This is a genomic window from Streptomyces sp. NPDC007162, assembly GCF_040634175.1.
Taxonomy (GTDB): Bacteria; Actinomycetota; Actinomycetes; order Streptomycetales; family Streptomycetaceae; genus Streptomyces.
Window position 1 is genome coordinate 1 of the sequence record NZ_JBEYFC010000007.1, and the last position, 20,830, is coordinate 20,830.

The following is a 20,830-nucleotide window of genomic DNA, read 5'->3' on the forward strand; positions in this document are numbered from 1 at the left end:
TCGGAGGAATGATCCGACCGTTCACAGCGTCCTCGCTGTGTATTTCTTCAAAGGAACCTCGCCCCAGCCGATGTCGGCCGGAGACGGGGTATCAACATATCTGGCGTTGACTTTTGGCACGCTGTTGAGTTCTCAAGGAACGGTCGCTTCCTTTGTACTCACCCTCTCGGGCTTTCCTCCGGGCTTCCCTTCGGTGTTCCAAACTCTATCAGTGTTTTTCCGGCCCTCTGACCACCCTCCCGCAGGCATGCGGAAGATGATCCGAAGTTAGGATCTGACGAATTTGGGTTCTGCCGACCGCGGACGCATTGACGCGCCGCTTGGCCCCAGGCAGGAGTATGACTGTACACGGAGCTTCGGAGCCCACGCAAATCCATTACGCTGGTGGTCTAGACCACTAGCTGGTAGCTTCCATGCGGAACCGCCACTTCACATGACATACGCTGCTGCTCAGTGCCGTCCGGGACAGGTAGTGACGGCCCGTAAGCAGCTCCACTCCTGGGAGGCTTCCCATGACCACCGTGACGTCCCCTCTCGCAGGACGCGCCATCGGACTGGCCGCCGTGCCCGATCCGGTCTTCTCCGGGGCCATGGTCGGCCCGGGTACAGCGATCGACCCCGCGCGCGAGCCTTCCGAGGTCGTGGCGCCCGTTGACGGAGTCATCGTCTCCCTGCACCCGCACGCGTTCGTCGTCGTCGACGAGAGCGGCCACGGCGTGCTCACCCACCTCGGCATCGACACGGTGCAGCTCAACGGCCAGGGCTTCGAACTGCTCGTCAACAAGGGCGACACCGTGACCCGGGGCCAGGGCGTCATCCGCTGGAACCCGGCCGAGGTGGAGGCCGCCGGCAAGTCCCCGGTATGCCCCGTCGTGGCGCTCGAGGCCACGGCGGACTCCCTCTCCGAGCTCCGTGAGGACGGCGACGTGAAGGCCGGGGACAGTCTCTTCGCCTGGAACTGACTCGTCCGGAGCTGACGACCCGCCTTCCCGCCGTAGGACGGAGAAGGCGACGACCACGACAACCACTGCGGCGGCGGGACCCGCCGCGCTATCGGAGACGGGTGAGATGGAGACAACGCTGCGAGGCGTCGGCGTGAGCCACGGTGTGGCGATCGGCGAGGTTCGGCACATGGGAACGGCGGTGCTGGAGCCGCCTGCCAAGCAGATCCCGGCGGAAGAGGCCGCCGGGGAGCAGAATCGTGCCCGTCAGGCGGTGGAGGCGGTGGCCGCCGACCTGATGGCACGCGGCAACCTGGCCGGTGGCGAGGCGCAGGCGGTGCTCGAGGCGCAGGCCATGATGGCCCAGGACCCGGAGTTGATGGCCGACGTCGAGCGACGTATCGCCGTCGGCAGCACCGCCGAGCGTGCCGTGTACGACGCGTTCGCCGCGTACCGCGAGCTGCTGGCCGGCGCCGGCGAGTACCTCGCCGGCCGGGTGGCCGACCTGGACGACGTGCGGAATCGTATCGTCGCGCGGCTGCTGGGGGTTCCGATGCCGGGTGTCCCGGACAGCGACGAGCCGTATGTACTGGTGGCGCGGGACCTGGCGCCGGCGGACACGGCGCTTCTCGATCCGACGCTGGTGCTCGGTTTCGTCACCGAGGAGGGCGGCCCGACGAGTCACAGCGCGATCCTGGCCCGGGCCCTCGGTGTGCCGGCGGTCGTTGCGCTGCCCGGCGCGGGTGAGCTCGCCGAGGGCACGGTGATCGCCGTGGACGGCAGCACCGGAGACATCTTCGTGAACCCGAGCGCGGAGAAGAAGGCGGAGCTGCGGGCGGCCGCCGCCGAGCGCAAGGCCGCGCTGGCCGCTTCCGTGGGACCGGGTGTCACCGCGGACGGGCACAAGGTGCCGCTGCTGGCCAACGTGGGCGGACCTGCGGATGTACCGGCGGCTGTGGCGGCCGGTGCCGAAGGCGTGGGTCTGTTCCGTACCGAGTTCCTGTTCCTGGACGACAGCAAGAGCGCTCCTTCCGAGGAGAAGCAGGTCGAGGCCTACCGCCAGGTTCTCGAGGCGTTCCCCGAGGGCCGGGTGGTCGTGCGGGTGCTGGACGCGGGTGCCGACAAGCCGCTGGACTTCCTCACCCCGGCGGACGAGCCGAACCCGGCGTTGGGCGTGCGCGGGCTGCGGACGCTGCTCGACCACCCCGAGGTGCTGCGCACCCAGCTGACCGCGCTGGCGAAGGCGGCGGAGGGGCTGCCCGTCTACCTTGAGGTCATGGCGCCCATGGTGGCCGACCGTGCCGATGCCAAGGCGTTCGCGGATGCCTGCCGGGAGGCGGGGCTGCGGGCCAAGTTCGGCGCGATGGTGGAGATTCCGTCGGCCGCGCTGCGGGCGCGCTCGATCCTCCAGGAGGTCGAGTTCCTGTCGCTGGGCACCAACGACCTGGCGCAGTACACGTTCGCCGCGGACCGTCAGGTGGGTGCGGTGTCCCGGCTGCAGGACCCGTGGCAGCCCGCGCTGCTCGACCTGGTCGCGCTGTCGGCGGAGGCGGCGAAGGCCGAGGGCAAGAGCTGCGGCGTGTGTGGTGAGGCCGCGTCCGATCCGCTGCTGGCCTGTGTGCTGGCTGGTCTGGGCGTCACCTCCCTGTCCATGGGTGCGGCTTCGATTCCCTATGTCCGGGCGATGCTCGCCAAGTACACGGTGGCGCAGTGCGAGCGGGCCGCGGCGGCGGCGCGTGCTGCTGACAGTGCGGACGAGGCGCGCGCGGCGGCTCAGGCGGTGCTGTCGGGCGAGTAACCGGGTGCGGCCGTGATCGGCTGCCCTTCCAGGGGCGCTCCACCTGCGGGTGGGGCGCCCCTGGCGCGTTTCAGTGGTGGTGACCCGGTGCCGTGTCCTGGCCGCCGAGGTCGGGTGGCGCGCAGTAGTCGACGTCGGATTCCGGGGAGATGAGGTCACCGGATTCGATGTCTGTGCAGTAGGCGTCGAAGACTTCTCCGGCGGTGAGGGGGGCGAGCGTGTCGCCGCGCAGTCGCCAGCCGTAGACGCGGTCGGGGTTGCCCGGGGCGCTGGTGCGCATGACGAGGCCGCCGGGGCTGCGGGTGGCGAGGCCGAGGGCGAGGACGCTGGTGAATTCGAGGGTCTCGGCCTCGTCGAGGTCGGTGGTGCCGTCGGCGTTCTGGTCGGCGTGGAGGACGGAGACGAGGGTTTCGGGTGGTCCGGAGACGCTGCAGACGAGGTGCCGGTCGCCCGGTGGGGCGGTGTCGAGGATGCGGGTGAGGAGGTGGGAGGCGCGGGTGAAGGCGGCCCGCCCGACGTCCTCGCCGCAGGTGGGGCAGGGGCCGAGCCGGGCGAGGAGAGTGCTGGCGTACTCCCAGGTGGCCTGGCGTACCGCCTCGTCGACGAGGGCGGGGACGAGATCGGTGAGGGGTCGGCCGTCGTAGGGGATGGTGGCGCCGGTGGCGGCGAGTTCGGCGGTGAAGCGGGTGCGGCTCGCGGGGTGGTCCGGGTCGAGTCCGGTGTCCGTGCAGAACTCGGCGTATTCCTCGGGGTCGAACAGGGCGAGTGTGGTGTGGGTACCTTCCGAGGCGCGGGTCCTGAGGAGGGCTTCGATCTGGTGGAGGTAGGTGGGGTGGTCGTCGAAGGTGAAGGTGCGGTAGCGCCGCATGGCGCGGAAGTCGTGTTCGTCGGTCAGCACGCCGATGGTGCCGGCGATTTCGCGGCGCAGGACGCGTCGCATGACCCGGTGGTGGGTGTGCGCCATGGTCTTTCCCCCTGTGTGCGGTCGATCAATGCTCACTCACAGTAACCGGCGCCACTGACAATGCGGGGTGCGGAAGCCGGTTCCGGACGACTCGGTGCTGGATTCCGCAGGTCACAGCGATGATGGCGCCGAACGCCGACCAGCCGAGTGGGCCGGTGGCGATGGCGGCGGTGACGGCGAGTGGGCCGATGCTGCGCTGGGCGGACTGCGCGAGGCCGTGGACGCCGAGGTAGGCGCCCTGGGCGGTGTCGGGTGCCAGGGCCACGGAGAGTTCCCAGGAGATGGTCGCGTGGAGCATCTCCGCGAGGGTGAAGGCGGTGGCCGCGGTGGTGAGCAGCAGGACCGCGGTGAGGGTTTTGCCGGTGGCGGAGAGGGCCATGGCGGTGCCGCCGAGGGCGAACGCGGCGGAGAGCGGGACGAGGAGGCGGCGGGCGGCCTCGCTGCTGGTGCCGAAGCGGGCGAGCGGGACCTGGAGGGCCACCACCAGCACGTTGTTGAGGACGAGCAGCAGGGGCGCGAGGCCGTGCGGGACGTGGTCGCTGTGGGCGATCGAGAGGGGCAGGCCGATCTTGAAGACGGCGTCGTCGAGGAAGAGGACGGTGTCGGTGGCGACGTACGCGAGGTAGGTCCGGTCGCGCCAGGGACCGATCGGTTCTGGGGGCCTGGGCCTGCTCTTGGAGCCGGCCACGACTCGGGAGGGCGAGGGGGGTTCGCCGCAGCGCAGGGTGAGGAGTGCTGTGGCGACGAAGGAGACGGCGTCGCCGACCAGGAGCCAGCGGTAGGCCGTGCTGGTGCCCAGGGCGAGCGCCGCCGCGGCCGCCAGGCCGCCCAGGGCCCAGCCCGCGTTGGCGAGGGTACGGCTGAGGGCCTGGTAGCGGACTCGTTCGGGGCCTGCGACGCGGGTGGCGTAGAGCTTGGTGAGGACGTTGGCGGCGCGGTCACCGAGGGCACCGACCGCCGAGATGGCGAGCAGCAGGGTGTAGTCGTCGGTGGTGAGGAGGGCGAAGGAGGCGAGTGCGCGCAGGAGTTGGAGCGCGATCAGGACACGGGTGAGGGGCAGGCGGTCGGCGAGCCGGCCGCCCAGGGGTGCTCCCGCGATGCCGATGGCGCCCGAGACGGCGGCGAGTGTGCCGACTTCGGGGAGGGACAGACCGGAGACATAGGTGAAGTAGAGGACCGAGACCGACGCCCACAGTCCGCTGCCGATGCGGTCGACCAGGGCGACGGCGAGCATTCTGCGCCCGTCGCGGCCTCCGGGTATGCGTTTCGGTCGTGTCCTCGCGCCGGGCGTCGTCTGCACTGCTCCCCCTTGCCGGAAATTATGTACTGATACATACTTGCCAACGTGGTAATACAATATGGGATCACCGGTGCAACGGCCAAGGGGATTGCCGCATCCGTGGAACGGGGCGTGGCCGAGGGCGCGTTGGCCCCGGAGGCTGCGCTGCCGCCGGTGCGGCGGCTCGCGGAGGAGCTGGGGGTGAGCCCGGGCACGGTTGCGACGGCGTACAAGGAACTGAGACGGCGCGGGATCGTCGTCACGCGCGGACGTGGCGGCACCGTGGTGGCTCCGGCTCCTGCGGTGGCGTCACGGCGGCCGCCCAGAGTGCCGGCAGACCTCCGCGACCTGGCGAGCGGGCATCCCGATGCGGCCCTGCTCCCGGGTCTGGTGCCGCCCTCGCGGCTGTCCCCCGGTGCCCGGTCACACCGTTCCGCGCCGCGGCTCGCGCGGCTGGAGGAAGCCGTACGTGACTGGCTGCGGCCGGACGGCGTCCCGGTGGAGCACGTGACGTTCGCACACGGGGCGCTGGACCTGATCGCCCGCGTTCTCTCCGTGGAGCTGCGGCCCGGCGACGCCGTGGCCATGGAGGACCCCGGATATCACCACCTGCTCGACCTCGTCCCGGCGCTGGGGCTGCGCATCGTGCCGGTTGCCGTGGACGACGAAGGGATGCGTCCGGACGGTCTGACCACGGCGCTGCGCGCGGGTGTGCGGGCCGTGGTGTACAGCCCAAGGGCGCAGAATCCGTACGGCGGCTGCTTCTCGGCCGCACGCCGGGACGCCCTGGCCGAGGTGCTGCGGACGGGGCCCGACGTCCTGGTGGTCGAGAACGATCATGCGTCCTCGGTGACCGACGCCCCGCTGCACTCGGCGGTCGGTGCGGGCCTGTCGCGTTGGGTGCACGTGCGGACGGTGAGCAAGTTCCTCGGTACCGACCTGCGGTGGGCGGCGGCCGCCTGTGACGCGACGACATTCGCGCGCCACGACGGGCTGCTGCTCCTGACGTCGGGCTGGGTCAGTCATCTGCTGCAGGAGACGGTGCTCGGGCTGATGACGGACACGGACACGCGCGCGTTGGTGGCACGCGCGCGTGCGGCGTACGCGGCGCGGCGGGAGACGCTCGCCGGAGAGCTGGCCGCGCGTGGTGTCGCCTCGCACGGGGCGAGCGGGATGAACCTGTGGGTGCCCGTGCGGGACGAGTCGGCCGTGGTCAACGGCTTGCGCTCGTACGGCTGGTGGGTTGCGGCCGGAGCACGCTTCCGGCTTTCGGCCGGCCCCGGCGTCCGGATCTCGACCGCGGGACTCGGGACGGCCGACGCCGCACGGCTGGCCTCGGACTTCGCCCTGGTACTGGGCGAGTCCGAGGCCACCTACGGCGGCTGATCGCGCTCGGCGAAGGGCTCAGGAGCGCTTACGGGCGAGGTCCTCGTAGAAGTCCAGCAGATCGAGGTTGTCGATGGACCCCGGGTTGACGGCCTTCTCCCGGGGCATGCCCTGGAGGAGTCGCTTGACCGGGACCTCGATGCGCTTGCCGGTGAGGGTGTGCGGAACGCCGGGCACCTCGATGATCTCGTCGGGGACGTGCCGGGGCGAGAGCTGCTCACGGATGGCCTGCTTGATGCGGTTCAGCAGGGCCTCGTCGAGGGCCGCCCCGGGTGCCAGGTGGACGAAGAGGGGCATCCAGTAGCCGCCGTCGGGCTGCTCGATGCCGATGACGAGGGATTCCCTGATCTCGGGCAGGCGCTCGACGACCTCGTAGATGTCGGCGGAGCCCATCCGTACACCCTGCCGGTTGAGCGTGGAGTCGGAGCGGCCGTGGATGACGACCGAGCCGCGTGCGGTGACGGTGATCCAGTCCCCGTGCCGCCAGACGCCGGGGTAGGTGTCGAAGTAGCTGTCGTGGTAGCGGCTGCCGTCGGGGTCGTTCCAGAACCGGGTCGGCATGGAGGGCATCGGGTTGGTGACGACCAGTTCGCCGACCTCCTCGATGACGGGGTTGCCCTGCGGGTCCCAGGCCTGGAGGTCGGTGCCCAGGCCTGGTGCCTGGAGTTCGCCGGTGTGGACCGGAAGGGTGGGTACGGCCCCGGCGAAGCAGGAGCACACGTCGGTGCCGCCGCTGACGGAGGCGATCCACAGGTCTGCCCCGCTGTCCGCGAACTCGTCGTGCAGCCAGCGGAAGCCGTCGGGAGGCAGGGGGGAACCGGTGGTGGCGACGCACTGCACCCGGGAGAGGTCGAATTCGCGGGACGGGTGGACGCCGGCCTTGCGGCAGGCCATCACGTACGCGGCGGAGGTGCCGTAGAGGGTGGCCCCGGTGCGTTCGGCGACGCGCCACTGGGCGCTGATGTCGGGGTAGCCGGGGCTGCCGTCGTACAGGACGATCGTGGTGCCCGTGAGGAGGCCGGAGACGAGGAAGTTCCACATCATCCAGCCGGTCGAGGTGTACCAGAAGAAACGGTCCTCTGGGCCCAGGTCGCAGTGCAGGCCGAGCTGTTTCAGGTGTTCGACGAGGATGCCGCCCTGGGACTGGACGATGGCCTTGGGCAGGCCGGTGGTGCCCGAGGAGTAGAGCACCCACAGGGGGTGGCCGAACGGGACGTGCTCGAACTCGGGTTCGATGTCGGCGGCGGTCAGGTCGGCCCAGTCCAGGGCGCCCTCGGGTGCCGGGGTGCCGAGCAACGGGATGTGGACGACGGCGCGCAGGGTCGGCAGTTCGCTGCGGAGTTCGGCCACGGTCTCGCGGCGGTCGTGTTCCTTGCCGCCGTAGCGGTAGCCGTCGACGGTGAACAGGACGACGGGTTCGACCTGCTGGAAGCGGTCCAGCACGCTGCGGGCGCCGAAGTCGGGGGCGCAGGAGGTCCAGACGGCACCGACGGCGGCGGTGGCGAGGAGGGCGACGACGGCCTGCGGGACGTTCGGGAGGTAGCCGCTGACGCGGTCGCCGGGCCGGACGCCGAGGGCGCGGAGCGCGGCGGCCAGGGAGCCCACCTGGCGGCTCAGCTCCGCCCAGGTGACCGGGCGGGGTTCGTGGGTCTCGTCGACGTGCAGGAGCGCGGGTTCGTCCGCGCGGCTGCCGGCGGCCCGTAGGGCATGCTCGGCGTAGTTCAGGGTGGCGCCGGGGAACCACTCGGCGCCCGGCATGGAGCGGTCGCCGAGCACGCGCGCGTAGGGCGTCGAGAACCGTACGTCGAAGAATTCGGCGACGGCCTTCCAGAAGGTGTCCAGGTGGTCGACGGACCAGCGGTGCAGGGCCGGATAGCCCCCGTCGGCGGGTGCTCCGTGGTGTGCCGCCGCCCAGGACTGGAACGCGGTGACACGGGCCTGCGCGATCCGCTGCGGATCGGGCTGCCAGAGCGGCTGGGGGTTCGCTGTCGACATGGGGCGGCTCCCGGACTTCTGCGCTGGTGTGCGTCTGTCGCGCACGGGCTGGGGTGGGCGCGTGACGCGGCTGACAGGGACGATGCCATGTGATCGACTTCCACACCAGGGCGCGCTCCACATGATCCGTGTCGTGAAGATGTGGTCCCGGCACGGGTGAACGGCAGTTGAACGGCGCGCACGTGTGGAGCGCTGAGTGGCAGGGTGAGCAGCATGGACGGTCGTGACCTGGTGCGTTCGGTGAGAGTGGTCGGTTCGAGGAAGGCGGCTCTGGGGCTGCGTACCGTACGGGCCGCGTGGCGCAGGAGGCGCATCGATGCGGCCGGGCTGCCGGCGCGGGGAACGGAGCGGGCCCGGGTGCCCGGGCCGGTGCAGGGCGCGGAGCCGGGCCCGGGAGGCGGGTTGATCCGCTTCAGCCGGTCCGAGCTGCGGATCATGGTCGCCGTGAACGGTGCGGTCTTCTGGGGCTGGGACGGGGCCGGTCCCGAGCCGTCGTACGGACTCGCGGGTCGCGGTCCTGAGCCCGACCCGCGGGCGGTGCTGGAACCGGACACGGACGGCGGCTGGCGGGTCGTGGCCGAGCGGGTGACGGTCAGCGTCTCGCGGCACGGCGGGGTGGAGGTGTGCACGCCGGGCGGGGTGATGCTGCGACGGGACCTGCCGCCGCGGTGGTGGGAGCCGGTGGACGGGGGTACCGCGCGCTGGGTGCAGCGCTCGGAGGTGGCGGCGGACGCGCGGTTCTTCGGTCTCGGCGGGCGCGCCTCGGGGCCGCGGCTGCGTGACGGGACCTACCGGCTGTGGAACACCGATCCCGGGCACTCCTTCGGGCCAGGCGACGATCCGCTGTACATCACCATGCCGGTGCAGTTCGTGGTGGCGGACGCGGCCACGCACCTGGTGTTCCACGACACCTCTTGGGACGGGACGGTGACCCTCCGGGAGGGTGAGGAGGGGGCTGGTTCGGGTCATGACCGCACCGGGCGGAGCGAGCTGCGGATGGACGGTGGCCCGCTGCGCTGCTGGGTGATGGTGGGCACCCCCGCGCGCGTGCTGCACACCTGGGCCTCGCTCACGGGGCCGCCGGCCCTTCCGCCGGCATGGGCGCTCGGCCATCACCACGCCCGCTGGGGCTTCGGCAGCGAGGAGGAGGTGCGGCGGATCGTCGCCGGCTACCAGGAGCGGGATCTGCCACTGGACGCCGTCCATCTGGACATCGACCACTATGACGCCCATCAGGTGTTCACCGTCGACCGCGAACGCTTCCCCAAGCTGCCGACGCTGGCGGAGGAGCTGCGGCGGGACGGAATCCGGCTGGTGTCCATCGTGGACCCGGCGGTGAAGGCGGAGCGGGGCAACGCGGTTCATGACAGCGGGACGGCAGTGGACGCCTTTGTGCGGGATCCGTCCGGGCGGCCGGTCGAAGGGGTGGGGTGGCCCGGGGAGTCGGTCTTCCCCGACTTCACGCACGCGCGCGTGCGCAAGTGGTGGGGTGCCCTGTACGAGGAGCGGCTGGCACTGGGGTTCGCCGGGTTCTGGCACGACATGAACGAGCCGACGTCCTTCAACGCCTTCGGCGAGTCGACGCTGCCGCGCTCGTCGCGGCACGCTCTGGAGGGCCGTGGCGGCGACCACCGCGAGGCGCACAACGTCTATGCGCTCTGCATGGCCCAGGCGGCCTACGCGGGACTTCGGGAAGCGGCGCCCGGCGAGCGGCCCTTCCTGTTCTCACGCTCCGGCTGGGCAGGAATGCAGCGGTACGGCGGCACCTGGTCCGGTGATGTCGCCACCGGCTGGCCCGGGCTGCGCGCGTCCCTGTCGCTGGTTCTGGGACTCGGGCTGTGCGGGGTCCCGTACTCGGGCCCGGACGTGGGCGGGTTCGACGGGAGCCCGTCGCCCGAGCTGTTCCTGCGCTGGTTCCAGCTGGGCGCGTACCTGCCGTTGTTCCGCACACACGCCGGCATGCGGGCGGGGCGCCGGGAGCCGTGGGAGTTCGGGCCCGAGGTGCTGGAGCACGCGCGCGTGGCGCTTCTCGAACGCCGGCGACTGCTGCCGTACTTCATGACGCTGGCGCATCTGGCGAGACGCACCGGCGCACCGTATGTGCGGCCCTTGTGGTGGGGCGCGCCGGAGGACCGGGCACTGCGTGACCGCGAGGACGCCTTCCTGTTGGGCGACGCTCTGCTGGTGGCGCCGGTGCTGGATCCGGGCACCGACCGGCGTGCGGTGCAGCTGCCCCGGGGACGCTGGTACGACACGTTGTCGGAGCAGGCGTACGAGGGTCCCGGGCAGGTCCTCGTGGACGCGCCGCTGTCCCGGATTCCGGTGCTCGCGCGCGCGGGTGCCGTCCTTCCCGTGCGGGGCGAGGACGGCGGTACGCAGCTGGAGGTGTGGGCGCCCGTCCGGGGGCGGACGGGCGGCGGGCTGGTCGTGCCGGACGCGGGCGACGGTTGGGACGAGCCGGAGGTAGAACGTTACGTCGCCCGTTGGGAGGGCCGACAGGTGGTACTCCGACGCGAGGGGGAGAACGGCGTGGGCGAGCCGTCCCGCCCCGTGCGCGTCAGGGGGCTGGGATGATCCGGAGGGCTCAGTAACGGCCCTCGAACCACGCGTGTACGGCGACGCTGTGCAGGGGGAAGGCGAGTTCCTCGGGTCGGCGCAGCAGGTGCCAGCCCTCCGTCTCGTCCGTCGCTCCGGACGGCGGAAGGCCTTCGACCGGACGTTCCGGGAGGAGGCCGAAGAGCAGCAGGTGCCCGTCGGGTGAGCTCATGGCGTCGACGAGGCGCACGTCGCGGGCGGCCGCGTCGATGCCCGTCTCCTCCTTGAGCTCACGGACGACGGCCTGCCGCCAGTCCTCGCGGTCGTCGACGTAACCGCCGGGCAGCGCGACGCCTCCGCGCGCGGGGGCGACGGTGCGGGTGATGACGACCAGGGCGGTGCCCTTCGTGTCGTACACGGGCTGAAGGGCGATCGCCACCGGCAGCGGGTTGCGGTACGCGGTGTGGTTGCAGGCCGTGCAGGTGCGTGGCCAGCCGGAGATGCCCTCTCCGTAGGCCGCTCCACAGCTCGAACAATGCGAGTCCGGAGCGGAGTTGGCAAGGGGGTGCTGATTTTCGGACACGCGCGGACTTTATCCGATCACGAGGGTGTCGTCTCACGATCAACGGAACGCTTTCTTCCGGAAGTGAAGTGACGCCGAGCGATCAGGAGGCGGACCGGACGTCGGCGTCCGGCGGCGCGGGCTGCCCAATTCCGGCGGCCCGTGGCACACTTTTGACGTTCCGTCAGATCCCTTGTCCTGGAGGAGCTTTGTCGCGTACACGCATGCCGGCGGTCGACGGCTGGTTCGCCGGCGAGGGGGACGCCTTCCGGCTCCTGGGCACCCGCTGTACCGCCTGCGCCGCGGTCTTCTTCCCGCGCGAGGACGTCCACTGCCGCAACCCGGCCTGCGCGGGCGGCGATCTGACCGAGGTCCCGCTCTCCCCGCGCGGGCGGATCTGGTCGTTCACCGACAGCAGATACCGGCCTCCGTCACCCTATGTGAGCGATCCGGAACTTCCCTGGGAGCCGTACGCGTTGATCGCTGTGGAACTGGAGTCCGAGCGGATCGTGGTGCTGGGACAGGCGGTTCCCGGGATCACCGTCGCCGATCTGACGGTGGGCATGGAGGTCGAGGTCGTCCCCGGAGTGCTGGCCGAGGACGCGGAGACGACCTGGACCACCTGGCACTGGCGGCCGACGGGGGTGGCACGATGACGGCGGACGTGGCGGTGCTCGGCGTGGGCATGCATCCCTGGGGCAAGTGGGGGCGCGGCTTCGTGGAGTACGGGACGGCGGCCGCCCGCGCCGCCCTGGAGGACGCGGGGCTCCGCTGGCGGGACATCGGCTCGATCGTGGGCGCGGACACGGTGCGTGGCGGCTATCCGGGCTATGTCGCGGGCGCGACCTACGCCAAGGCGCTGGGCTGGCAGGGGGCCCGGGTGACGAGTGTGTACGCGGCGTGCGCCTCCGGTGCCCAGGCCGTCGCCGCGGCGAGGGCGCAGATCCTGGCGGGGCTCGCCGACGTGGTGCTGGTGGTGGGCGCGGACGCGGCGCCCAAGGGTTTCTTCCGGCCCGCCGGAGGAGAACGCCCGGACGATCCCGACTGGCTGCGCTTCAGGCTGCTCGGGGCGACGAATCCGACCTACTTCGGGCTGTACGCACGAAGGCGGATGGCGGTGTTCGGGGACACCCCGGAGGACTTCGCGCTGGTCAAGGTGAAGAACGCGGCCGCCGGGGCGGCGAATCCGTACGCCCGCTACCGGAGGCGGGTCACCGTCGAGGAGGTCGCCGCCTCCCAGGTGGTCGCCGATCCGCTGCGGTTGCTGGACATCTGCGCGACCTCCGACGGCGGGGCCGCGCTGGTGTTGTCCAGCCTGGAGTTCGCCCGTCGGCACGGGGCGCCGCGGCCGGTGCGGATCCGCGCCGTGTCCACGGTCACGCCCCGCTATCCGAGCACGGTGCTGGACCTGCCGGACATCGCCACGGACTCGGCCGCCGAGGTCGAGCCCCCGGCACGGACCTTCCGGGCGTCGATCGCGAGCGCCGCCTACGAGGAGGCGGGCGTCGGCCCCGAGGAGCTGTCCCTGGCAGAGGTGTACGACCTGTCCACCGCGCTGGAGTTGCAGTGGTACGAGGATCTGGGGCTGTGCGCCGAGGGTGAGGCGGCGAAGCTGCTGCGGGAGGGCTCGACGGCGCTGGGCGGCCGGATACCCGTCAACGCCAGCGGCGGCCTCGCCTCCTTCGGAGAGGCGGTGCCGGCCCAGGCGATCGCTCAGATCTGCGAGCTCACCTGGCAGTTGCGGGGCTCGGCGGGAGACCGGCAGGTCGCCCGCGCGCGCGTGGGCATCACGGCCAACCAGGGGTTGTTCGGGCATGGCTCGTCCGTGATAGCGGTGGCCTGACGGGACCGGTGTGACAGCAGGAATCGCACCATGCGTGATCACCCCGGAATGATGCGTGATCGTCTGGCCGTGCCGGCCCTCCGAGCGTCGGCCCGCAAGGAGACCCTCCTGCCGCTGCACATCCGGTGATGGAAACGTGAGGACCGCTTCCCGACGGTTGCCTGTCATCGTTGCCGTCAGCGACCTTGACGCTCCCTGGGTGCCGGTGAAAACTTCCGGTGTCGGTCGACATCGCCGTACATTCTCGGCGCAATCAGGCACTGCGGTCTGAGCTGTTCCTGTCTCAAGGCCCGGCACAGGACCTTCCCCGCCTTCGGCCGACGTCGCCAAAGAACCGTTCCTGCTCTAAGCGCCGGGCCAATCCCCCGGCCAGCGCCCTGGGAGCCGCCATGAGCAACGGAGACATATTCGTCGGCGAAGTCATCGGCACAGCCATCCTGATCCTGTTCGGTGCCGGGGTCTGCGCCGCGGTCACCCTCAGACACTCCAAGGCCCGGGCCGCGGGATGGGTGGTGATCGCGTTCGGCTGGGGTTTCGGCGTCCTCGCCGGCGCCTACACCGCCGCCCCGCTGTCAGGAGGGCAGCTCAACCCCGCCGTCACGATCGGCATCGCCGTCGACACCGGCAAGTGGGACAAGGTCTGGGTCTATCTGCTCGGCCAGTTCGCCGGCGCGATGCTGGGTGCCGTCCTGACGTATCTGGTCTACCTCGCCCAGTTCCAGGCCAACGTGCCGGACGGGGAGTCAGGAGAGGAGCCGACCCCGACGCTCGGCATCTTCTCCACCATCCCGGAGATCCGGAATCCGGCCGCCAACCTCATCACCGAGATCATCGCGACCATGGCGCTGGTCCTGCCGATCCTCGCCTTCGGGCTGACCAAGGGGCTCGGCCAGTCGGGCACCACCGTCCTGATCGTCTCCCTGCTCGTCGTCGGCATCGGACTGTCCCTCGGCGGGCCCACCGGCTACGCCATCAACCCGACGCGCGACCTCGGTCCCCGGATCGTGCACACCCTCCTGCCGATCCCCCACAAGGGCACCTCGGACTGGGGCTACGCCTGGATCCCGGTCGTCGGCCCGCTGATCGGCGGGGCACTCGCGGGTCTCCTCTACAACGTGGCCTTCTGATCGCCCCCAGCCTTCACCCGCAACCCCAGGACCCAGCGACCACCGCAGCCTTCGGACCCAGCGACCAAGGGGTAGCCATGCCGGACACCGCCGAGAAGTACGTCGCCGCCATCGACCAGGGCACCACGTCGAGCCGCTGCATCATCTTCGACCACGGCGGCGCGATCGTCGCCGTCGACCAGCGCGAGCACCGCCAGATCTTCCCCAAGCCCGGCTGGGTGGAGCACGACGCCACGGAGATCTGGTCCAAGGTGCAGGCCGTGGTGGCCGGAGCGCTCGCCAACGCGGGGCTGCGCCCGGACCAGCTGAGCGCGCTCGGCATCACCAACCAGCGCGAGACGACGGTCCTGTGGGACAGGGCCACCGGCAAGCCCGTGCACAACGCGATCGTCTGGCAGGACACCCGTACCGCCGCCCTGTGCAACGAACTCGGCGGCAGCGACGGCCAGGACCGGTTCCGCGAGCAGACCGGGCTGCCGCTGGCGAGCTACTTCTCCGGTCCCAAGGCGGCCTGGCTGATCGACAACGTACCCGGGCTCCGGGACCGTGCCGAGCGCGGCGAGATCGCCTTCGGGACCATCGACTCGTGGCTGATCTGGAACCTCACCGGCGGCACCGACGGCGGCCGGCACGTCACCGACGTCACCAACGCCGGGCGCACCATGCTGATGAACCTGGAGACCCTCCAGTGGGACCCCTCCATCCTCGCGGCGATGAACGTCCCCGCGGCAGTCCTGCCCGAGATCAGGTCCTCCGCGGAGGTGTACGGCACCGCCGTCGGCCGGCTCGCCGGGGTGCCCGTGGCGTCCGCCCTGGGCGACCAGCAGGCAGCGGTCTTCGGGCAGGCCTGCTACGAGGTCGGCACGGCGAAGAACACCTACGGAACGGGCAGTTTCCTGCTGCTCAACACCGGCAGCCGGCCGGTGGCGTCCAAGAACGGGCTGCTGACGACCATGGGATACAAGATCGGTGACGAGGCACCGGTGTACTGCCTGGAGGGTTCGATCGCCATCACGGGCGCGCTCGTCCAGTGGTTCCGCGACCAGCTCGGCATCATCCGCACGGCCGACGAGATCGAGACCCTGGCCGCGAGCGTCGACGACAACGGGGGCGCCTACATCGTGCCGGCCTTCTCCGGGCTGTTCGCCCCCTACTGGCGTTCGGACGCGCGCGGGGTGGTCACCGGGCTGACCCGCTACGTCACCAAGGCGCATCTCGCGCGCGCGGTGCTGGAGGCGACGAGCTGGCAGACGCGGGAGGTCGTGGACGCCATGTACCAGGACTCCGGGGTGCGGATCACGGCCCTGAAGGTGGACGGCGGCATGACCAGGAACCATCTGCTGATGCAGCACCAGGCCGACGTGCTCGGGGTGCCGGTGATCCGGCCCCGGGTGTCCGAGACGACCTGCCTGGGTGCCGCCTACGCGGCCGGCCTGGCGACCGGGGTCTGGAACGACCTGGACGAACTCAGGTCGCACTGGCAGAAGGACGTCGAATGGACGCCCGCCATGCAGGCGTCGGTGCGCGAGCGGGAGTTCGCCAACTGGCGCAAGGCGGTGGAGAAGAGCTTCGGCTGGCTCGACGAGGACGCCGAGTAACCCCCTGGACCACGGCCCGTACCCCGGTCGGCGGGGGCACGGGCCGTGCCGCCGCTCAGGTGGTGACGGCCTGCCGGTGCGCCGCCGCAGAGGTCATCGCGTGCTGTACGACACCGATGAGGACCTCCTTGACCGACCCGCGGTCCCGGGCGTCGCAGAGCACGACCGGTACGTCCGGGTCGAGGTCGAGGGCGCGGCGGATGTCCTCCGCCGGGTACCGGTCCGAGCCCTCGAAGCAGTTGACGCCCACGAGGAAGGGGATGGAACGCCGCTCGAAGTAGTCGACGGCGGCGAAACAGTCCTCCAGGCGGCGGGTGTCGGCGAGCACGACGGCACCCAGCGCGCCCTCGGACAGCTCGTCCCACATGAACCAGAACCGTTCCTGTCCGGGCGTGCCGAACAGGTACAGCACCAGGTCCTCGCGCAGGGTGATGCGGCCGAAGTCCATGGCGACGGTGGTGGTGTGCTTGCCCTCGACGCCGGAGGTGTCGTCGACGGGCCGCCCTGCCTCGGTGAGCAACTCCTCGGTGCGCAACGGCCTGATCTCGCTGACCGCGCCGACCAGCGTCGTCTTGCCCACGCCGAAGCCGCCGGCCACGAGGATCTTGAGCGTGACGGGCTCGACCAGGGGCTTGCCGCGCTCAGATCGCCCGAAGATCATCGATCTCTTCTCCTGCTTGATGAGGGTCATTCTTGACGGGGTTGTTCTTGACGGGGTTGTTCTTGATGGAGTCGTTCTTGATGCGGTTGGTTCTTGATGCGGTTCGTTCTTGGTGACTCGCCGGGTGACGGATGTCCGTATCCGCCGCCACCCGGGGTTTCGACGACGAGTACGTCGTCGGTGCCGACGTCCGTCGTGCCGCTGCCGCCGAGTTCGGTGACCGTGCCGTCCGCCCGCTCCACCCGGTTGGCGCCGAGCGCGCCCGGCGCCCCGCCCGCCATGCCGTACGGCGGGACGCGACGGTGCTGGGAGAGGGTGGAGACGGTCATGGGTTCGAGGAAGCGGATACGGCGGACCGCGCCGTCCCCGCCGCGCCAGCGACCCGCGCCGCCACTGCCCCGCCGTACGGCGAACTCGTCGAGGCGCACGGGCAGCCGCCATTCCAGGACTTCCGGGTCGGTGAGCCGGGAGTTGGTCATGTGGGTCTGTACGACGCTCGCTCCGGGAAATCCGTCGCCCGCCCCGGATCCGGAGGCGACGGTCTCGTAGTACTGGTGGCGCTCGTTGCCGAAGGTGACGTTGTTCATGGTCCCGGACCCTTCGGCCTGGACGCCCAGGGCCGCGTACAGGGCGCCGGTGATGGCCTGGGAGGTCTCGACGTTGCCCGCGACAACGGCGGCCGGCGGCTCGGGAGCGAGCATCGAACCTGGGGGGACGATGATGTCCAGGGGCCGCAGACAGCCGTCGTTCAGTGGGATGTCGTCGGCGACCAGGGTACGGAAGACGTACAGCACAGCCGCGTTGACGACGGAGAACGGGGCGTTGAAGTTGGTGGCGAGCTGCGCGGAGGTGCCCGTGAAGTCGATGGTCGCCCGACGGTTGCCGCGGTCCACGCGGACGCTCACCCGGATGACGGCGCCGGAGTCGGTCTCGTAGGCGTACTCGCCGTCGTCCAGGGTGTCGACGACCCTGCGGACGGCGTCCTCGGCGTTGTCCTGGACGTGGCGCATGTAGGCCTGGACGACGTCGAGGCCGAACTCCTCGATCATGCGGCCGACCTCGTCGACGCCCTTGCGGTTGGCGGCGATCTGGGCGCGCAGGTCGGCGAGGTTGGTGCGGATGTTGCGGGACGGATGGCGGGCCTCGGCGAGCAGCCGGTGGGTCTCGGCCTCTCGGAACCGGCCGTTCTCGGCGAGCAGCCAGTTGTCGAAGAGCACTCCCTCCTCCTCGATGGTGCGGCTGTTCGCGGGCATCGAGCCGGGGGCGACACCACCGATCTCGGCGTGGTGGCCCCGGGATGCGACGTGGAAGAGGATCTCCGGACCGTCACCCTTTGTGATCGTCGCGCCGCCGGTACCGAAGACCGGAGTGATCACGGTGACGTCGGGCAGGTGGGTTCCGCCGTGGTAGGGGTCGTTGACGGCGTAGCTGTCGCCGGGACGCATCGAGGCGCCGCGTCGGCGGATGACCTCTTTGACGCTGGTGCCCATCGAGCCCAGGTGGACGGGGATGTGGGGGGCGTTGGCCACCAGGTTCCCGTCCGGGTCGAACAGGGCGCAGGAGAAGTCCAGGCGTTCCTTGATGTTGACGGACTGGGCCGTCGACTCGAGCCGGGCGCCCATCTGCTCGGCGATGGACATGAAGAGGTTGTTGAAGACCTCAAGCAGAACCGGATCGGCCTTTGTGTCGAGTTCGGAACTCTGCGTAACCGCCACGCGTTCCATGACCAGATGCCCGTCGTCGGTCGCCGTGGCCCGCCAACCGTCGTCGACCACAGTCGTGGCACTGGCCTCGGTGATGATCGCCGGGCCGGTGACGGGCTCGCCGGGAGGCAGCTCCTCGCGGCGGTGGAGGGGTACGTCGCGCCAGGCGCCGCCGGTGTGCAGGCGCGCGGTTTCCGGGGCGGCGGGACGGCCTTCGTAAGGGGCGAGGGCGGAGAGATCGGGGGGTGGGGTGATGCCGGTGGCTTCCACGGAGAGGGCTTCGACGACGACCGGACGGTCGAGGGTGAAGGAGTACGTGGCGCGATGACGGTCTTCGAAGGCGTGTTTCATCGCGTCCGGTTCGGTGAGTTCGACGGTCAGGACCGTGTCGGTGCCGTCGTAGCGGAGCTGGGCGCGGCGGGTCACCTCGATACGGTCCTCGGGGACGTCCTCGGCACGGAGCTCGGCGCGGGCCGCGGCTTCCAGGTCGTCGGCGGTCCTGCGGACGCCGGGCATGGCGGCGGGCTCCAGAAGGACCTCGACGGACTGTTCGCGCATGGCGGTGGTGTCGGCGAGCCCGATGCCGAGTGCGGAGAGGACACCCGCCATCGGCGGCACCAGGACGGTGCGGATCCCGAGCGAGTCGGCGACCGGGCACGCGTGCTGCCCGCCGGCGCCGCCGAAGGTGGTGAGGGCGTACCGGGTGACGTCGTGGCCCTTCTGCACGGAGATCCGCTTCACGGCGCCCGCGATGTGGGCGACGGCGATACTCAGGTAGCCCTCGGCGACCTGTTCCGGGGTGCGGTCGTCGCCGGTCTGCTCGCGGATCTCCCGCGCGAGGTCGGTGAACCGGGCGCGGACGAGGTCGGCGTCCAGGGGCCGGTCCCCCTCCGGGCCGAAGACGTGAGGGAAGTGGGCGGGCTGGATACGGCCGAGCATGACGTTGGCGTCGGTGACGGCGAGCGGGCCGCCGCCGCGGTAGCAGGCCGGGCCGGGGTCGGCGCCGGCCGAGTCCGGGCCGACGCGGTAGCGGGAGCCGTCGAAGTGCAGCACCGAGCCGCCGCCCGCGGCGACGGTGTGGATGTCCAGCATGGGGGCGCGCAGCCGGACGCCCGCGATCTGGGTGGTGAAGACCCGCTCGTACTCGCCGGCGAAGTGGGACACGTCGGTCGAGGTGCCGCCCATGTCGAAGCCGATGACGCGGTCGAACCCGGCGAGCTGCGACATCCTGGCCATGCCGACGATGCCTCCGGCCGGCCCGGAGAGGACGGCGTCCTTGCCGCGGAACTGCCCGGCTTCGGCGAGGCCGCCGTTGGACTGCATGAACATCAGCCGCACGCCTTCGAGTGCGTCGGCGACACGGCGGACGTAGCGGCGCAGGACAGGCGACAGGTAGGCGTCGACGACGGCGGTGTCGCCGCGTGGGACGAGCTTCATCAGCGGGCTGACCTCGCTGGACAGCGAGATCTGCGGGAAGCCGGTGCGGGCGGCCAGCTCGCCGATCGCCCGCTCGTGGGCGGGGTGCAGGTGGCTGTGCACGCAGACGACGGCGACCGCGCGGATCCCGTCGTCGTACGCCTGCCGAAGCGGGCCCGCCAGGGCGTCCAGGTCGGGGGCGCGCAGGACGGTGCCGTCGGCGGCGATGCGTTCGTCGGCCTCGACGACGCGTTCGTACAGCAGCTCGGGCAGGTCGATGCGGCGGGCGAAGATGCGGGGGCGGTTCTGGTAGGCGATGCTCAGGGCGTCGCGGAAGCCGCGGGTGACGACCAGAAGGGTGCGCTCGCCCTTGCGTTCCAGGAGCGCGTTCGTGGCGACCGTGGTGCCCATGCGGACGGCGTCCACGGGGTCGTCGGAGCCGGCGAGGAGTTCACGGACGCCCGCCACGGCGGCGTCGGCGTACCGCGCGGGGTTGTCGGAGAGCAGCTTGTGGGTGAGCAGCCGGCCGTCCGGGCGTCGCGCGACGACGTCGGTGAACGTACCGCCGCGGTCGACCCAGAACTGCCAGCCTGTCACGTCACTACTCCGCTTCCACGCCGGTCACAGCGCCCGGAGGCCGTTGATCACGTCGCGCAGAATACTCTCGTCCACCAGCTCGGCCGGGGGCACCGGCCGGTTGACGTGGACGAGTTCCCCGGCGACGAGGTCGCCGATGAGGACCCGGACCACTCCGATGGGCAGATCGAGTTCCGAAGCCAGCTCGGCGACCGACTGCGGTACGTCGCGGCAGAGCTCCACGATGTCGACGTGTTCCGGGGACAGCATCCGGTCGGCCTCGGGGTCGTCCGCGTGGGGCTCCGTGACGACCACCGCGATCAGGTCGAGGCGGTGCTGGGCCGGACTCGTGGTGCGGCCGCGCGTCATGGCGTACGGACGGACGACCGGTCCGGCCTCGTCGTCGAACCAGTGACCTGTTCCCTGACCGTCTGCGCTCATGTCAT

16 protein-coding genes are annotated in these 20,830 nt (G+C 71.0%); 9 read left to right on the top strand and 7 right to left on the bottom strand.

Going from position 1 to position 20,830, the window contains the following annotated elements:
- The 3 genes from ABZ646_RS01650 to ptsP all read left to right on the top strand — a co-directional run.
- Positions 1-271: hypothetical protein (locus tag ABZ646_RS01650; RefSeq protein ID WP_360511827.1), on the top strand; the 271-nt coding region annotated here is incomplete at its 5' end.
- Between the two features lie 241 nt (positions 272-512).
- On the top strand, positions 513-962 hold the full coding sequence (locus tag ABZ646_RS01655; RefSeq protein ID WP_360511829.1) for a PTS glucose transporter subunit IIA: 450 nt from the start codon (positions 513-515) through the stop codon (positions 960-962).
- 106 nt (positions 963-1,068) lie between these two features.
- Complete coding sequence (gene ptsP, locus ABZ646_RS01660) at positions 1,069-2,739, top strand: phosphoenolpyruvate--protein phosphotransferase (RefSeq protein ID WP_360511831.1); 1,671 nt, start codon at positions 1,069-1,071, stop codon at positions 2,737-2,739.
- Positions 2,740-2,809: 70 nt separating this feature from the next.
- Here the strand turns inward: ptsP and ABZ646_RS01665 are convergent, their stop codons facing one another.
- Positions 2,810-3,703 carry a hypothetical protein gene (locus ABZ646_RS01665; RefSeq protein ID WP_360511833.1) on the bottom strand — a complete coding sequence of 298 codons (894 nt, stop codon included), beginning with the start codon at positions 3,701-3,703 and terminating at the stop codon, positions 2,810-2,812.
- Positions 3,704-3,728: 25 nt separating this feature from the next.
- Entirely contained in the window at positions 3,729-4,937 is a 1,209-nt protein-coding gene (locus ABZ646_RS01670) for an MFS transporter (RefSeq protein ID WP_360511835.1), read from the bottom strand.
- A 111-nt stretch (positions 4,938-5,048) separates the two neighbouring features.
- Here ABZ646_RS01670 and ABZ646_RS01675 point away from each other — a divergent pair, with 111 nt between their 5' ends.
- The gene (locus ABZ646_RS01675) at positions 5,049-6,368 is read left to right on the top strand and encodes an aminotransferase class I/II-fold pyridoxal phosphate-dependent enzyme (RefSeq protein WP_360511837.1); all 1,320 of its coding nucleotides are present in this window, start codon (positions 5,049-5,051) and stop codon (positions 6,366-6,368) included.
- Positions 6,369-6,386: 18 nt separating this feature from the next.
- Here the strand turns inward: ABZ646_RS01675 and ABZ646_RS01680 are convergent, their stop codons facing one another.
- The gene (locus ABZ646_RS01680; protein ID WP_360511839.1) at positions 6,387-8,363 is read right to left on the bottom strand and encodes an acetoacetate--CoA ligase; all 1,977 of its coding nucleotides are present in this window, start codon (positions 8,361-8,363) and stop codon (positions 6,387-6,389) included.
- Positions 8,364-8,576: 213 nt separating this feature from the next.
- Here ABZ646_RS01680 and ABZ646_RS01685 point away from each other — a divergent pair, with 213 nt between their 5' ends.
- Positions 8,577-10,937 (top strand): glycoside hydrolase family 31 protein, encoded by a 2,361-nt coding sequence (locus ABZ646_RS01685; RefSeq protein WP_360511841.1) that lies wholly within the window; start codon positions 8,577-8,579, stop codon positions 10,935-10,937.
- 10 nt (positions 10,938-10,947) lie between these two features.
- Here ABZ646_RS01685 and ABZ646_RS01690 read toward each other — a convergent pair whose 3' ends face one another.
- Positions 10,948-11,481, bottom strand: coding sequence for an NUDIX domain-containing protein (locus tag ABZ646_RS01690; protein WP_360511843.1), 534 nt, complete (start codon positions 11,479-11,481; stop codon positions 10,948-10,950).
- A 203-nt stretch (positions 11,482-11,684) separates the two neighbouring features.
- Here ABZ646_RS01690 and ABZ646_RS01695 point away from each other — a divergent pair, with 203 nt between their 5' ends.
- The 4 genes from ABZ646_RS01695 (at position 11,685) to glpK (ending at position 16,028) form a co-directional block, all read left to right on the top strand.
- On the top strand, positions 11,685-12,116 hold the full coding sequence (locus ABZ646_RS01695; RefSeq protein ID WP_360511845.1) for a zinc ribbon domain-containing protein: 432 nt from the start codon (positions 11,685-11,687) through the stop codon (positions 12,114-12,116).
- Positions 12,113-13,303 (top strand): lipid-transfer protein, encoded by a 1,191-nt coding sequence (locus ABZ646_RS01700; RefSeq protein ID WP_360511847.1) that lies wholly within the window; start codon positions 12,113-12,115, stop codon positions 13,301-13,303. Before ABZ646_RS01695 ends, ABZ646_RS01700 begins: the two co-directional genes overlap by 4 nt.
- 389 nt (positions 13,304-13,692) lie before the next feature.
- Positions 13,693-14,430: an MIP/aquaporin family protein gene (locus ABZ646_RS01705; protein WP_360511849.1), complete on the top strand. Its 738-nt coding sequence runs from the start codon at positions 13,693-13,695 to the stop codon at positions 14,428-14,430.
- Positions 14,431-14,507: 77 nt separating this feature from the next.
- On the top strand, positions 14,508-16,028 hold the full coding sequence (gene glpK, locus ABZ646_RS01710) for a glycerol kinase GlpK (protein ID WP_360511851.1): 1,521 nt from the start codon (positions 14,508-14,510) through the stop codon (positions 16,026-16,028).
- 55 nt (positions 16,029-16,083) lie between these two features.
- Here glpK and ABZ646_RS01715 read toward each other — a convergent pair whose 3' ends face one another.
- From ABZ646_RS01715 to ABZ646_RS01725, 3 genes are read right to left on the bottom strand one after another with little or no spacing between them, the layout of a single operon-like run.
- Entirely contained in the window at positions 16,084-16,689 is a 606-nt protein-coding gene (locus ABZ646_RS01715; RefSeq protein ID WP_360511899.1) for an ATP/GTP-binding protein, read from the bottom strand.
- 26 nt (positions 16,690-16,715) lie between these two features.
- Complete coding sequence (locus ABZ646_RS01720) at positions 16,716-20,405, bottom strand: hydantoinase B/oxoprolinase family protein (RefSeq protein WP_360511853.1); 3,690 nt, start codon at positions 20,403-20,405, stop codon at positions 16,716-16,718.
- 24 nt (positions 20,406-20,429) lie between these two features.
- On the bottom strand, positions 20,430-20,825 hold the full coding sequence (locus tag ABZ646_RS01725; protein WP_360511855.1) for a DUF742 domain-containing protein: 396 nt from the start codon (positions 20,823-20,825) through the stop codon (positions 20,430-20,432).
- Positions 20,826-20,830 lie beyond the last annotated feature (5 nt).